Origin of the sequence: Curtobacterium sp. MCBD17_030 (genome assembly GCF_003224255.1) — a bacterium.
Lineage (GTDB): Bacteria > Actinomycetota > Actinomycetes > Actinomycetales > Microbacteriaceae > Curtobacterium.
Window position 1 is genome coordinate 39,016 of record NZ_QKLI01000016.1, and the last position, 13,057, is coordinate 52,072.

At 63.6% G+C, this 13,057-nt stretch carries 26 protein-coding genes; all 26 read right to left on the bottom strand.

Features of this window, described 5'->3' with window-relative positions:
- Nucleotides 1-490: 490 nt before the first annotated feature.
- Nucleotides 491-937, bottom strand: a complete 447-nt coding sequence (locus tag DEI89_RS13115; protein WP_110904505.1) for a hypothetical protein — start codon at nt 935-937, stop codon at nt 491-493.
- A 95-nt stretch (nt 938-1,032) separates the two neighbouring features.
- A complete protein-coding gene (locus DEI89_RS13120) occupies nt 1,033-1,689 on the bottom strand; it encodes a hypothetical protein (protein ID WP_110904506.1) in 657 nt (218 codons plus the stop codon).
- Nucleotides 1,686-1,928 carry a hypothetical protein gene (locus tag DEI89_RS13125; protein WP_110904507.1) on the bottom strand — a complete coding sequence of 81 codons (243 nt, stop codon included), beginning with the start codon at nt 1,926-1,928 and terminating at the stop codon, nt 1,686-1,688. The genes DEI89_RS13120 and DEI89_RS13125 overlap by 4 nt, the downstream gene beginning before the upstream one ends.
- A gap of 202 nt (nt 1,929-2,130) precedes the next feature.
- Nucleotides 2,131-2,835 (bottom strand): hypothetical protein, encoded by a 705-nt coding sequence (locus DEI89_RS17770; protein WP_181421648.1) that lies wholly within the window; start codon nt 2,833-2,835, stop codon nt 2,131-2,133.
- A 5-nt stretch (nt 2,836-2,840) separates the two neighbouring features.
- Complete coding sequence (locus tag DEI89_RS13135; protein WP_110904508.1) at nt 2,841-3,305, bottom strand: single-stranded DNA-binding protein; 465 nt, start codon at nt 3,303-3,305, stop codon at nt 2,841-2,843.
- Entirely contained in the window at nt 3,302-3,628 is a 327-nt protein-coding gene (locus DEI89_RS13140; RefSeq protein ID WP_110904509.1) for a hypothetical protein, read from the bottom strand. Before DEI89_RS13140 ends, DEI89_RS13135 begins: the two co-directional genes overlap by 4 nt.
- On the bottom strand, nt 3,625-4,077 hold the full coding sequence (locus DEI89_RS13145; protein ID WP_181421649.1) for an HNH endonuclease: 453 nt from the start codon (nt 4,075-4,077) through the stop codon (nt 3,625-3,627). The genes DEI89_RS13140 and DEI89_RS13145 overlap by 4 nt, the downstream gene beginning before the upstream one ends.
- Complete coding sequence (locus DEI89_RS13150) at nt 4,077-5,306, bottom strand: DnaB-like helicase C-terminal domain-containing protein (protein ID WP_110904511.1); 1,230 nt, start codon at nt 5,304-5,306, stop codon at nt 4,077-4,079. Before DEI89_RS13150 ends, DEI89_RS13145 begins: the two co-directional genes overlap by 1 nt.
- On the bottom strand, nt 5,296-6,021 hold the full coding sequence (locus DEI89_RS18150; RefSeq protein ID WP_110904512.1) for a hypothetical protein: 726 nt from the start codon (nt 6,019-6,021) through the stop codon (nt 5,296-5,298). Before DEI89_RS18150 ends, DEI89_RS13150 begins: the two co-directional genes overlap by 11 nt.
- 25 nt (nt 6,022-6,046) lie before the next feature.
- Nucleotides 6,047-6,223, bottom strand: coding sequence for a hypothetical protein (locus DEI89_RS17775; RefSeq protein ID WP_181421651.1), 177 nt, complete (start codon nt 6,221-6,223; stop codon nt 6,047-6,049).
- Entirely contained in the window at nt 6,220-6,723 is a 504-nt protein-coding gene (locus tag DEI89_RS13160) for a DNA N-6-adenine-methyltransferase (RefSeq protein ID WP_309146532.1), read from the bottom strand. The genes DEI89_RS17775 and DEI89_RS13160 overlap by 4 nt, the downstream gene beginning before the upstream one ends.
- A 326-nt stretch (nt 6,724-7,049) precedes the next feature.
- On the bottom strand, nt 7,050-7,415 hold the full coding sequence (locus tag DEI89_RS13170) for a hypothetical protein (RefSeq protein WP_110904515.1): 366 nt from the start codon (nt 7,413-7,415) through the stop codon (nt 7,050-7,052).
- Nucleotides 7,402-7,791: a hypothetical protein gene (locus DEI89_RS13175; RefSeq protein WP_146236796.1), complete on the bottom strand. Its 390-nt coding sequence runs from the start codon at nt 7,789-7,791 to the stop codon at nt 7,402-7,404. The genes DEI89_RS13170 and DEI89_RS13175 overlap by 14 nt, the downstream gene beginning before the upstream one ends.
- Before the next feature lie 174 nt (nt 7,792-7,965).
- Nucleotides 7,966-8,298: a hypothetical protein gene (locus DEI89_RS17400; protein ID WP_146236797.1), complete on the bottom strand. Its 333-nt coding sequence runs from the start codon at nt 8,296-8,298 to the stop codon at nt 7,966-7,968.
- Nucleotides 8,299-8,505: 207 nt separating this feature from the next.
- Nucleotides 8,506-9,189 (bottom strand): lambda exonuclease family protein, encoded by a 684-nt coding sequence (locus DEI89_RS13180; RefSeq protein ID WP_181421652.1) that lies wholly within the window; start codon nt 9,187-9,189, stop codon nt 8,506-8,508.
- A gap of 382 nt (nt 9,190-9,571) precedes the next feature.
- Nucleotides 9,572-9,841 (bottom strand): hypothetical protein, encoded by a 270-nt coding sequence (locus tag DEI89_RS13185; RefSeq protein WP_110904518.1) that lies wholly within the window; start codon nt 9,839-9,841, stop codon nt 9,572-9,574.
- Between the two features lie 170 nt (nt 9,842-10,011).
- The gene (locus tag DEI89_RS13190; protein WP_110904519.1) at nt 10,012-10,266 is read right to left on the bottom strand and encodes a hypothetical protein; all 255 of its coding nucleotides are present in this window, start codon (nt 10,264-10,266) and stop codon (nt 10,012-10,014) included.
- Nucleotides 10,263-10,433, bottom strand: a complete 171-nt coding sequence (locus DEI89_RS17780) for a hypothetical protein (protein ID WP_181421653.1) — start codon at nt 10,431-10,433, stop codon at nt 10,263-10,265. The genes DEI89_RS13190 and DEI89_RS17780 overlap by 4 nt, the downstream gene beginning before the upstream one ends.
- Before the next feature lie 157 nt (nt 10,434-10,590).
- Nucleotides 10,591-10,758 carry a hypothetical protein gene (locus tag DEI89_RS17785; RefSeq protein ID WP_181421654.1) on the bottom strand — a complete coding sequence of 56 codons (168 nt, stop codon included), beginning with the start codon at nt 10,756-10,758 and terminating at the stop codon, nt 10,591-10,593.
- Between the two features lie 103 nt (nt 10,759-10,861).
- Complete coding sequence (locus DEI89_RS17405) at nt 10,862-11,050, bottom strand: hypothetical protein (RefSeq protein WP_146236798.1); 189 nt, start codon at nt 11,048-11,050, stop codon at nt 10,862-10,864.
- Nucleotides 11,047-11,211: a hypothetical protein gene (locus DEI89_RS17790; RefSeq protein WP_181421655.1), complete on the bottom strand. Its 165-nt coding sequence runs from the start codon at nt 11,209-11,211 to the stop codon at nt 11,047-11,049. Before DEI89_RS17790 ends, DEI89_RS17405 begins: the two co-directional genes overlap by 4 nt.
- Nucleotides 11,208-11,522, bottom strand: coding sequence for a hypothetical protein (locus DEI89_RS13195; RefSeq protein WP_110904520.1), 315 nt, complete (start codon nt 11,520-11,522; stop codon nt 11,208-11,210). Before DEI89_RS13195 ends, DEI89_RS17790 begins: the two co-directional genes overlap by 4 nt.
- Nucleotides 11,519-11,662, bottom strand: coding sequence for a hypothetical protein (locus tag DEI89_RS17795; protein ID WP_181421656.1), 144 nt, complete (start codon nt 11,660-11,662; stop codon nt 11,519-11,521). The genes DEI89_RS13195 and DEI89_RS17795 overlap by 4 nt, the downstream gene beginning before the upstream one ends.
- A 134-nt stretch (nt 11,663-11,796) precedes the next feature.
- Nucleotides 11,797-12,123 (bottom strand): GIY-YIG nuclease family protein, encoded by a 327-nt coding sequence (locus DEI89_RS13200; protein WP_181421657.1) that lies wholly within the window; start codon nt 12,121-12,123, stop codon nt 11,797-11,799.
- A gap of 430 nt (nt 12,124-12,553) precedes the next feature.
- Nucleotides 12,554-12,763 (bottom strand): hypothetical protein, encoded by a 210-nt coding sequence (locus DEI89_RS13205; protein WP_110904522.1) that lies wholly within the window; start codon nt 12,761-12,763, stop codon nt 12,554-12,556.
- Nucleotides 12,760-12,984 (bottom strand): hypothetical protein, encoded by a 225-nt coding sequence (locus tag DEI89_RS17800; RefSeq protein WP_181421658.1) that lies wholly within the window; start codon nt 12,982-12,984, stop codon nt 12,760-12,762. Before DEI89_RS17800 ends, DEI89_RS13205 begins: the two co-directional genes overlap by 4 nt.
- Nucleotides 12,985-13,057 lie beyond the last annotated feature (73 nt).

Sequence of the window (13,057 nt, forward strand, 5' to 3'; positions counted from 1 at the left end):
GATTGGCGGGGTGACGTCGCGGATCGTGGACGGGTCGATCTCGTCTGCGTCAACCAGTTCACCTCTGTCGTTCACTAATTCGGAGTCAGCAAGGAATACGAGCTTCATGAACCGCCTGCCGTGGCGGCGTACGATCTGTCCACCCTCAGCGACGAGGTGCCCCTTGGGTCGGTCCCCCGTGAACGTCGTCCCCGGTGCCATGTCCTCGATGCGGGGCGGCTCAGCGGTGGACAAGTCGATCTGGCGTCGTTCTTCCGCGCCCCTGCCATGTAGGTGGCATTCGGGCATTGGCTCGGTCGGGGAACAGTGGCAGTTCCCGAGAGTGGCCGGACGCTCGATTCGGACCAGTTCGTCGTGGCGAGTGCCCCCGATCACGTGCTTGTTAGTCCACTCCCAGGTCAACCGATCGCCTTGCTGGGTTGGGACCGTCATGTCGTCGCCCTTGTCCCTGTCCGCGACTACACGCCACTGCTGCTCGTGCGTCGTCGGCTCAGCCACGGTCGCCCTCAATCTCGTAGTCGTCCGGCAGGTCGTGGGAATCGAGCTCGGTCGGGCCGCCGTACTGATCGAGCGCTTCACGGTCCTCCTCGGACTGCTCATCCTCGGTCTGGGGTGCGATGTAGCCATTGCTGTTCATGGTGATCTCCTCCTGCGGTGCGGTTTGGTCGCTCTCGGGATTGAGGTAGTCGCGCATCCGGGCTTCGTCGTCGCCGACGTACGCCCAGTGCCCGTCCACACCGACCATGAGGCCGTGAAAGGGTGACCGGCGTAGACGGACCTCGCGGTCGAGGACGTCGACGTGCTGCCAGCCGTCGTTGCGCTGCACCCACGTTGTGCCGTCGACCGGCGACACCGACTCGTGGTCGCTCGACGCGGCGTTCGGGGCCGGCCGCGGGAACAGGGCGAGCACGGCGTAGACGGTCTGCTTGATCTCCACGACAGGCACATCCGCCGAAGATTCGCGGTGCGCCAAGCCGAGGAGGAGACCGCGCGCTTCCGCGATTTGCTCGCATGTTGGAACGTGATTCTCGTTCATGCTGTTACCTCTCGTTCTTTGAGTTCGTCGCCGAGTTCCGCGATCGCTCCGACACCAACCCATTCGGCTTTGCAGTTGGGGTTCTTGCAGATGGTGCGTGCTCGGGTGAGGTCGGGTTCGTGGCGTGGGTATTCGACGATGAGCATGTTGGGGTGCCGTTCGCCGTCGGTGTCAACCCAGGGTGTTGGTCCGCAGATGGGGCATGGGTAGCCGGCTTCGAACGTCTTGGGCGGTTCTGTGCGGGCGCGGATCTGGTCAGCCCATCGACGTAGCTGTCCGAGGTACCACTGTTCGCTGTCGAAGTCCGCTCGTCCGATGTAGGCGGCGTACCACTTGCGGAGAGTGCAGGGCAGGTCACGTCTGTCCCCGACGATGTTGACCCAGGAGCACATGTCGAGTAGCTGCTTCTGGATGAGCAGCAGGTCGTAAAGGGCGGTGCTGTCGAGGACGTTACGTGATGAGGCGGATGCGGACTGCCCGCCGTGGTCGTTACTGCCGGATGGAAGCACAGCATCTGCCAACTGCTGCAACAGTGGCGGGTGTTCGACGGGGACGGTGCGGATGTAGGTGCCGTCGTCGGTGGTCTGCTTGACGTTGTCGACGGTCGGTTTGGTGAGCGCGTCGACAGCGTCGAGGAGGCGGTTGTCAGTCATGCGTCCTCCCATGGGGTGTGCGTGGTCGTGGTGCGGCGGTGTTGCACGGTCGCGTCGTGGCCTTGGCCGATGTAGTAGCCACGGGTGTACTCGAGGTCCGTTCGGTCCGTCGTCGGGTCGATGGGTTCGAACTCGTCGCCGGCCTTGAGGCCGCTCCCGACGTCGTGGGCCAGGGTGACCTTTAGCCGGTACTCGATGTGGGTCTCGGGCTGGTCCTGAGTGGTGAGTTTGCGGGTCACTGTTCGTCCTCCTCGTAGCCGACGTCGTGTGTCGGCCAGTGCGGGTATCGGTGAATGGGGGACGGGCTAGAACCAACCGGTTCTAGCCCGTCGATGCCTGACGCCTGGTCGAGCATTGCTTTGCGGATAAGGTCAGCGTCAGTCACCTGTGTCCTCCTGGAACTCACGGAGCCCGCATGTGTCGCCGCAGATGGGGCAGCGGTCACTCATCAGCGGCTCCGAGGATGTTCCCGACCGCCCGGGCGAGCTCGTGCAGGTCATGGGTGGACTGGAACTCGGCGTAGGCGGCGTGGATGGCGGCGATGCTCACCGGCTCGGCGGTCCGGGGGGACGGAGCGAGGTAGGCGCGTACGGCCGCGCGTCCCCCGCGCACCTCCTCGTTCACCACCGCAGAGGTGTCGCGGCCGTCATGGTCCGCCGCTTCCCATCGAGCAATGGCGGTCCGGACGCGGTACTCCAACTCCCGCTCGACCCGATCGGTGACGGGCTGCTCGGCGCTCGGTCCCGGCTGCGGGAACAGGGCGAGCACGGCGTCGGCAGCCTGCTGCGCTGCCTTCTGGATCAGGTCGACCGCACTGTCCGCGTCGGGCAGCCCTGGGCGCTCTCGGTAGTAGCCGTCCTCGTTTTCGTCACCCCATGACTGAGTGTGATGCGACCCCTTCCCAGCGATCGCGACAGCCGAGAGGATCGCGTCGATGAACCCGACGCCGGTGTGCTCGAAGTCGTAGTAGTACGCCTCCATGCGCGCGTCATCTGGCAGATGCGCGATCTGCTCGCGCGTCGGCGGCTGCACGGACGCGTAGTGCGCTTCGATCCGCTTGACGAGCGAGGGCAGGTCGTCGAAGTCGAGGTGTGTGCCGCGAGCTTCGTCCGTGTACCAGGAGGTGAGGGTCTGTTCGAGTGTCATCGCGTTCACCAGGGCGTCTCGTCGTTGAACGTGCTGGTGCCGGATGCCCAGTTCTGCTGTCCGCCCGTCTCCGGCCCGTTCTTCACTGGGGCGTCCCATGCAGCGGAGGCTGTACCGTTCGTGCTCTGACGGCCTGCCTGTGCCTCCCTGGGGATGATGCCGAGCGTCGCCCCCTTGATGCGGATCGACGCGGACGGTTCGCCACTGTTCTTCAGGTACGCGTTCACTTCCACGTTCCCGGAGACGGTGACGAGTGTTCCCTTCCGCACCGCGTCCATGACCGGCTGAGCGTCACGTTCCCAGAACGACGCCTGGAACCAGATCGTGTCGCCCGCATCCACCCACTGGTCGCCTTCCTTCTTGCGGGGTGTGTGCGCGATGTCTACCGCGACGACGTTCTTCCCGCCGGCCTGACGCATCTCCGGGTCCTTCGTGACGAAACCCTCGACGGTGATCGTTGCCTTGCTCATGCTGCTGTTCTCCTCTGGTAGTCGTGCAATGCCGCTTGGTTGCGGCGTTCGTAGGTGTGCATCGCTGCAGCGTTCTTCCGGGCTGCGATGAACCGGTCAGCGTCCGCTTCCTGCAACCGGACTGCCCGCTGCTCACGGATGTCGGCAGCAGTCGCAGCGGTGAGGCGGCGTTGGTACTTCAGCCAGTCGTGGGCGTAACGCATGTCCCGGTCCTGCGGCGAGCCCGGCCGTTCGTGATGTAGCGGCCCGTGGATACGTGCTCGTTCCTGCTCGAGCTCGTCGACGTTGAGGGCGGCTATGAACGTGTCCCAGTCGGCGCTCATAGCAGCCAGGACTCGTTGGGTACCCATGTGTGTCCGCACCGTCCGCAGTACGCCGGCACTGTCATCTCGACGTATTCCGTGCTTTCGGGGTGTTGGCAGTCCCAACACATCGCCGTGACTCCGATGGTTTCGGGGGCCCACGCGTACACGTAGTTCGACTTCTGCTGATTGCAGTCGACGCATGCGGTGCGCAGGTTGTCGGATCGGTCTGCGCGGCGGAGTTGGTCGGGCGTGAACGAGGACCGTGGTTGCAGGTGGTCGACTTCCCCGGTGCCCTTGTCGACGTGGTGGCCGCACATCCAGCAGGCCCCGCCGTCACGTTCGTAGATCAGGTGCCACTTGTGACCGCCGAGACGGGCGCGTGGTTCCCGGTTGCGGATCGGTGCACGCTGCGGTTCGGGGTCCTCCTCGCTGAGGATTTCGGCGAGGGACTTGGCGATGAGTTCCATCAGTTCCACTCCACTGCTCGGGAGAACTCGCCCTGCCATGCAAGGTGCACGTCTCCGGTTTCGCCGTGACGGTTCTTCGCCACGTCGATGATGAGTTCTTCCGTGTGCCCGTCGCCTTCGCGGCGGAGCAGCATGACGACGTCCGCGTCCTGCTCGATTGCCCCTGACTCGCGAAGGTCCGACAGTTTCGGCAGGTTGTCGGCTCGTGACTCGGATTGCCGGTTCAGCTGAGACAGTGCGATGACGGGGACGTGCATGTCTTTCGCGAGGATCTTCAACTGTCGGCTGAACTCAGCGACTTGCAGGTGCCGGTCCTGTTTGGTGCGGGACGTCATGAGCTGCAGGTAGTCGACGACGATGCCGGCGAGTTTCCCGTGTCGTGACACGGACCGCGCGAACGATCGGACGTCGCCTGCGCTGATGTTCGACCGGTCGTCGATGGCGATGTTCAACGCGTCGAGTTCCGCTCTCCTGCCGTGGAACAGCCCCCAGTCGTGGTCGGTCATGCGGTTGTCTTTCACCTTCCCGACCATGATCGACAAGCGTTCCGAGATGAGCCGGGACACCAAGTCGTCTTCGGACATCTCGAGCGACGAGAACGCGACCGGACCGTGGTTCGCGAGTGCAGCCGCCACCTGCGCGGCGACAACCGTTTTGCCCATACCAGGTCGGGCGGCGACGACGTACACAGCTCCTGGACGGAACCCGCCGATCGCCCGGTTCAAGGTGGGCCACGGGGATGGCACGAACGTGGTGCGCTCCGTCATCCTCTGGATGACGTCGGGAATGATGTCTCGCACGAACCTGACCCGGGATGCTGGTGCGCCGGCTACTTCATCGAGGATCTGCCGGGCGAGCTCGACCATGTCCGCGGCCGACACATCGGTGACGCCGATGGTGCGGATGCTCTCAGTCGCTGCAAGGAGCTTCCGTCGCATGCCGTGTGCGGCGACGATGTCTGCGTAGGACTGGTACGCGGACGCGAACGGGGTGTGGTCGGAGAGCGATGCGATGAGCACGTCCTGCGTGGGCAGTGCGCGCATCATCGTCAACGTGTCGATGTGTTCGCCGTTCTCGTGCATGGCGCGCATGCGGTCGAACAGGTTCCCGTAGGACAGTTGGTGGAAGTCGTCGCCGTGTAGCGCGAGGTCGTCGAGTGCCTTGCCACCGGTTGCGATGACTGCGCCGAGGACGGCCAGCTCGGCTTGTTCGACTAGGTCAGTCGTCATGTGGGGTGAACACCTTCCTCTCCGATCTCTCGTTGGGCTTCCACCCGCGTTCCTCAGCGCGTTGCTGGTCGGACAGCAGCCAGTTGCGCCATGCCTTCGACCAGTCCGTCTTCGTCGCTGTGCGTCCACTCGCTGACTGCCAGTGGTTGATGAACATCTCTGTGGCCCGTTTGCCGTCCACTGCTGGGGCTTTCTCCCTGGACCAGGCGACCATGTCTGCCGTCACGGTGAAGTCGTCAGGGATGCGGTGGCCGCGCTTGCGCGGTGTGCCCTCTTCTTCTTTAGAAGAAGGTCGGGTCGGGTCGGGTCGGGTCGGGTCGGGGGTGGTGTGACTCCGCTCTTCGTCCGGTGGGACGGACGCGAATGTCCCATCGGAGTCACGGTGTGACTCTCTCCACTTGGCTTTCCGTCTTCGGTCCTGCTCCCGTTTGGTCAGGATCTCCTCACGGGTTGGCTGGTAGTCGGTCCAGTCGTGGAACTGGTAGCCGTTGTCAGTCCGCAGCCACAACCCGCATGCGACGAGTGCCGCCGCTTCCTCTTCGGTGCCGCCGAGCTCATCGACTTCGTGGTCTTCGATGAGCCCGTCGGTGAGGTTGTCGGCGCACCAGGTGGCGGCCATGACCCACAAGCCCATCGCTGACATGCGTCGCTGTCGGGGGATGCGGATGACTTTCCGGGCGGAGTGGAGGCCGTCGTCTACTTTCATCCAGGGCATGCGTTACCTCCTTCCCTTGTGTCATTCATGCGTCCCCCTCGAGGTGGCACCACTGAGCGAGTAGGTATTGCTTGGTGGTGTTGATGCGTATCCCGTCGAGGAGTACGGTGACGCCGCCGTCTGGTGTGGTGTCGACGACTTCGAGGTAGACGGACGGGTTCGTTTTCGACACCATCCAGTCGCCGGTCTCGATGCTGCTCATGCGGCTGCCTCCAACGAGAGGAACGTGCCCGGTAGTGTGCAGGTGCGGAGGCGCTCGGCAGCGCCTGCGCCGTAAGCAACCAGCACGGATGGTGCACCGCTGTTAGCGGCGGCGCGTTCCCCGTCGGGTCGGTGGAAGAACAGGCGTCCGTGAAGGAAGCGCACTGCGGTTGCCTTGCCCCAGACCTGTTCGACGAAGCCGGCTGTCTCGGTGCGGGCGAAGACGAGTGCGATCCCGTCGCCGTGGTTAGCGAGCTTTGCCAACCACTTCCATGCCTCGAACGAGTACGGCGGGTTCAGCCAGACCCGGCCGGCCCACTCGACAGCAAGGCCGTCTTCCGGGAGCTCAACGTGCCGTGCCGCTGTCGGCCACGGGCGCGGTGAGGGTGCAGCGCACGGATCCATGTCGAACGGTCCGAGCGCTTCGATGATCTCGGGCGGCGTCAACCATGTGGTTGTGACCGCTCGTGCTGACTGATGCGAACCCATTGCTCGGCTCATGCCCTGTCGTCCGCTCGTTCGAACCTGTCGCGTAGGTAGCCGATGGTGGTGCTTGTGCGGGTGCCGTCGAGGAGTTGCAGGAGGACGGTGCCGGATGGTGTGACGGTGGTGACGTTGACGAGTTCCCACCGGTCCGTGACGCGTCGTAGCCATGCGCCGGGAGTGAGACGCGGAGTCATGTGTCGTCCCCCCAGATAGCTGCGTGGACGAGTCGTTGGACGTCGTCGATGCGGAGTGTGATGGTGGTTGCGGTGAACGGTGGCGTGACAGAGTCGGTGCGTTTCTCGATCGCGTTGTCAACACGGTCGATGATGGTTTGCAGCGGTTCAAACGGCATCGTTCTCTCCGATCGGTCCGCCGAGGAGCTTCACGAGCCCGTCGACTGTCAACGTGACGTACTGGTCGCCGGGCCACCCTTTGCCGCGTCTCTTGTGGACGACGACTCCAACGAGGGCGTCAGCGTTGCCGCGTTCCGTTTCGGCTTCGTCGACCCACACAGCGAGTTCCTGCCGGTTGTGGTTCTTCAGCTCGAGGACGATGCGGCCGAAAGGAGAAACGACGCCGGAGATGTCTCCGACGTCGTTCTTTCCGTGCAGTGGTGCCCGGTCTATCCGGTCATCCGCCATCGCGCTTTTGAGGTAGTCGGCGATGGCGCGTTCGAAGGCGGTGCCCTTCTGCTTACTGCGGCTCATGGTTCGTCTCCGCTTCGGTGAGTGCTGCCCTGATCGCTGCGATGGTTGCTCCGTCTGCTCCTGCGGCTTGTGCGGTGCGGCCGAGTTCACGGATCGCGACGGGGTTGCCGGCGATGGGGGCGAGGTCGGCCAGCCAGTCACGCTGCTGCACGGGTGCGACGTCAGGGAGCGGGTGCACGGTGAAGTTCTTCCGCTTGCCTCGTGTGGCCGTGAGCGCGACAGTGAGCGGCTTGTCGATGTGGCTCAGGTGTGACACCTCGATGCCGCCCACCTTCTCGCGGCCGAACATGATGTCGGGGTTGCGCACGAGGGTCACTCGCCGGCCGACGTAGTTCGACGCTTCCGGTCCCCATGCGGCGACCAGGACTCTCCTCATTGATTTGGAAGGTCGCCAGGTGCGTCCGGGTACTTCGGCCAGGTGCACGAACACGGGCTGCTCCACTGATCCTGCCTCCACGTCCGTGATGGTGACCGTGCGAGGTGCAGCAATGAGGTCATCCGCGTTGACCTGTGAGCTGTTCGGTTCAATGCTCTGGGTAAGGTCCATGCCTCACACCGCCTTTCGTTGGTCATGGATCGAGACGGGCATGTTCTCTCTGCGCCAAGCGACGATCGCCGCTTCGGCTTCTTCGATAGTCGGGAACGGCCCCATCCGGTAGATTCGGTCGCGTACTGACGCCGCGGCCAGGTAACCCTTGCGCGCCTCGTTCCAGTAGACGCCACGGACTCCGGTCTTGCTGTTGCTATTAGCGCTAGATCGGTTCTGGCCGTTCTTCTGGTGATCGAGCAGCCGCAGATGGGCGGGGTTCACGCAGCTGCGGTTGAAGCATGTACGCAACGCGGTGTGCGACGCGGTCGCGGCTGTTGAGGCGAAAGATCCCATAGCCGCGGACCTTCGCGCCTTGCCAAAGCCAGCAGTCGCCCCCCTTGTCGACTTTCGACCAGAAGCGTTCGTGATCAGTGGCGTGCGCATTTCGTACTGCCGCTTCCATTGGTCGCCCAAGCCGCTGCCGCGCATAGTGCGCGTTGCAAAGCCCGAGAGCTTTGCCCCGTGGCATGAGGCAGGTGCCGTAGTTGCATGTTTCCGCCATCAGATACGGATCTCCTCGTCAGCCCAGTGGTCGACGCGCTCAGCGACGGGCCGTCCTGCTGCGATGAGCTCGTAGCCGCGGATGGTGTCGGCGGCGGTCTGTTCGTAGGACTGCAGTGCGGCTCGGATGACGTCGTCCCACTTCTCGTCACGGTGAACACGCTTGACGTAGAGGGGCCAGCCACCTGCGTAGGACACGTAGTCCCACCACTCACGGTCGAGGACGAACATGCAGGCGTGGATCTGCGCGAGGTTCTCGGTGGGCACACGATCGTCGAGGAACGTGCGGAGTTGCGTCTTCGGGGCGCGGGACTTGATCTCGATACCGCCATCTACGTCAACGAGTCCGTCAGGTGATGCTCCGAGCAGGTGCCCGCCGACGTTGAGTGTTGCGAATCCGATCTCGTTGACCGGTGCGTGGTGCTGTTCGTACAGTTCCCGCGCATACGGCTCATCCATCGTTCCGCGTTGCATGTCGAACGACGGATGCGAGTATTCGACGTGGCCGCTAATCCGTTCCGCGATGAGGGTCTGCATGACGCCACGTGACGTGTCGTTGTCTGCGACTTTCAGCGTCGGCGTGATGAGTTTCCCGATGGTGGATGCGGTGAGGATGCCGCACCTGAGTTGCAGCCACTGGTCTGAGCCTTGTTCCACATCCATGTGGATCGTCAGAGCGGTCATGCGGAGGCCTCCGTCTGTTCCTTCTTCCATGAGGCGAGGACGCTTTGCAGCTCAAGGCGACGGACATTGAACGCAGACCACAGTCCTGGGTCAGACACGATGCGATCAACTTCTCGGAGAACGCGCTCCGCTCGCAGTCGTCGTACGAGTTCATCGTTATATTGCTCGGCCAATGCGCTCATCGTCCGTCTCCCAAATGGCTTTCTTCGCATTCTTCGGCAGCGCTGTACGACGTGTACGGCACCCCGCATCTGTCGCAGATGTACTCGTGGATTTCGGTTGGCATGTGCTGCCTCCTGGGCATGGTGATTGGCGCGCTCAGAGGGCGCGTGAGAAGTGGGGCTGAGGGCCGGTCCGTTGCCGCGGGCCGGCCCTCGAAGACTTATGCGTCGGCCTGCTTTTCGATGTAGTCGAGCGCGGCACGAGCAAGGTCGCGGTACTCGACAGCGTCACTGAGCACGGAGCGAGAGCCGTACGTAAGCTTGTCTGCATCAGCCAGCGCCTGTGCCATCTTGTCGAGGTCGATGCTGAACCCGCCGTACTGCTCTTTCGCGGCCGCGTACCCGGCATCCCAGGCGCGCCCAGCCGCAAGCGACTGCGTCCACGCCATGTACTTCCAGTCAACCTCGGCGGTCGCCGCTGTGTCGCTCATCGTCTTCTCCTGTCGTACTGCAAAGTGATTTTGCTGCGTGTGCGGTGGTTAGTCGCAGGTGTCTAAGTGGTCCCACTCGGCGGCGCGGGTGATGGCTTTCCCGTCGCGGTCATCGTCCATGTCGGCGGTGGTCCAGCAGACGCTGCAGCCGCAGAGGGGGCCGTGGACGGTCACTCCTCGCCCCACATGCGGTACCTGCCGGGGAAGCAGTCGCCGTCGGTGAGGTGGCAGACGGCGCAATGGATGGATCCGCTGGGGCCGTAGTAGTCGTGCTCCCAGTCGACGGCCGTGGTGACAATGAACCGGAACTCACGGCGCTTGCGACACTTGAAGCACCAGCGATCCTGGCCATCTTTCTCGTCGCGAATGACCCTGGTCGGCCCCGGTCCGCAGATGACGACCTTGTCGTCGGCGTAGGTGATCACGACGTCATGCGCTCGTCGGCAGCGGGGACGGCGGCATTCAGTGCGGTTTCCACCGCACGCCATATCCGAGCGTTCGTGTACACGTCCATCGTGAGCAATCCGCTGGCCCACACCGCCGCATACCCTGCGCTGAGTTGTTCGTCACGGGCTTGCTGAATCTCACTCATCGTCGTCCTTTCCTTTCGTCAACCCGGTTGCAGATGATCGCGACCCCCCACAACGCGCAAACAGCGGCGAGGAGTGTGGCCCCGTTCACTGCGGCGGGGAGGAACAGTTGCGTGACGAACACGGCTGCTGCGAGAGCGAGGAGAGCAAGTGGGGCTCTCATGACCACACCTGCTTGCGGCCCTCAGCGACACGAGACCAGAGCTCGGACGCGCCATCAGCAGGCTCGTCCAAGCCGAACCATTCATCGTCTGCGGACCACTCCCGTTCGATGTAACGACGAGTCTGAGGCTGGCGTGATCGATGCATGACGATTGCTGCGGTCATGATGTGGTTCCTCCGATTCCGATGACGGCGAAGATGAGGGCACCGCAGACGAGGAGTCCGGCAACCCAGGTGGCGGCGACGAGAGCGACCGCGTCGAGACGGCTCATGCGTTCACCGACTTGAGTGCGAAGGTGAATACCCAAAACGCAAAGAAGAGGACCATCATGGCGATACCAATTCCTCGCATCCATGCACGATCAGCAGTCGCGGCGATTACAAGTCCACCGCCGAGTAAGCCGAACCACACAAGGAAAACCGCTGTGATGACGGCAGCTTGACCGAAGTCGTTCATGCGGCCACCTCCTCGAGCTTCAGCATCTTCATCAGGTCGTCGCAGTCGCCGTCCAGGTGGCGGCTGATCGTTGCCGCCGCAGCAGCACGAGTCGACGCCTTCAACGCTGCGACACGTGGGTCTTCCGTGCGGAGGTCATGCGGGGTGATTGCGCTCGTCATGACGTCACCTCAACGAACCCGTAGACGCCGACGGTCTTCCCGTGCGTCGACTGCATCGTCCCAACCTTCTGGATCCGCTTGTCCAGCCTGCGCGCATCGGAGCAACGCTTACGGACCGACTCAGCTGCACACATCGGCCACGACGGGTGACTGTCCAAGTGGTCCACGTACCGGTTGACGATCTGCTCATCCGACGCCGGACCAAGCGTGTAGAGCCAACTCACGGCTTCCACGACGACACGTGCCTGATCAGCGTCGAACGCGGCAGACGACTCGGACGGGTCAGTGCGTCTGGCGTGGGTGAGAGTCATGCGGACACCTCCTTGTGTCGTCCAGCACCCGGCGTCGCCAGACCGGTGAGCACGAAACGCAGGTGCTCGAGGTCTTCCGCCTCACGAGCTGTGGTGATGTAGCCGCGGTGCCTGCCCACGGTGGAGGTCATAAGTTCCATGTCCGTCTCCTTCGATTGCATGTGGATGTGGTGAAGCGGCCAGTTAGGGCTTCGGGCGAACTAACTGACCGCTTGGTGCCCCCGGTGCGGCTCGAACGCACGCGATCCCGGAAACGACTCGGGGGCTGTGGTGGTTAAACGGACGTCGGGAGCGCCAGCTGCTTCTTGATGAGGCGGAGCACCTTCGGGGTCGGGGCGAACCACTCGCCGCTCAGGCGATGCGGGCTGAGGGCCTCATGCATCTGGCGCTCGAGCTCAAACCCTCCAGGCACCGTCCCGAGCACATTGAGGGGCTCGGCCGATGATGTCTGCAACGAATTCACCCGGCTCTTGAGATTGCGGGTGCAGCCGATCTTGATCGGCCCGGAGTTGCCCTGTTGAACGAAGTAGACGACCGACACGCGGTGCCTTCTGTCACGGGTAGCTGCTTGGCCGACTGCTTGCCGGAACTCATCGTTCACGATGCCAAGCCACGTTGGATGCGCCCAAGCCACGGCTCGGAACGCCTGAAAAGCGGGGTCTTCAAGCGAGACCGTCGCATCAAAAGGGGTGTAGCGGATGTCTACTAGTTCCATGTGGCAGCGCCGGAGTCGAACCGGGTGCTGCCGCCTGCCGGCAGGGACATACCTGCCGGACGCACGCACCTGGCCGCGCCTTCCTAAGAGGCACACCGTTTAGCTGCTCGTAAGGGACCCAGCCGTGTAGGGGCTTGGGGTTGCATCCCGCGTATCTCGCAACCAAGTGCTTGTCTGTGTTCTCGAATCGCCCCGTACGTGAGGGCCTCACCACCGATCAACGCCGCCTGTGACGGGGACTCCTGGTGGGTCGCGTGCCGCGCTCCGATCGCGACAAGTACCGCCCCGATGAGGGCGAAGACCTGAGGGCCGAAAGCTAGGAGGCTTCGGGCCTTTCAGTGGGAAGCGAGTGCAGCCAGCGCTCGGCCTCCGTCTTTGGGATCAGGGCCTTCTTCTTGCCCGGGTAGACCGGGATGAGGTCGCCTGAGTTGATCGCCTGGCGGATGGTCCAGTCGGACACGTCCACCGCGCGGGCGAGGTTGTCGATCGTGTACGCGAGCTTGTCGCCCGGTGTCTTGTCGTTCACGCGGTTCCTCCTGGGAGAAGCGCGGAGGTGCTGAGACGCAAAAAGCCGCCGACACGGGCTAGCTCCCGGACCGTGAACTCGCATTCACCGTTGAGGCGTGCGAGAAGTCCGGGGGCGTCCATGTCGGCGGCTGCTGCGACGGTTGCCACGTTGGCACCGCCAGCGGCGATCAGCGCACTCACGTGCTGGCCGATCGCCTTGGGGTTCGTCCTCCTGCTCATGTCTGCAACGCTACTCGTCATATCTGACGAGCACAAGCGAGGACGCGGAATTTATCCGCAAATTTGCCGCGCG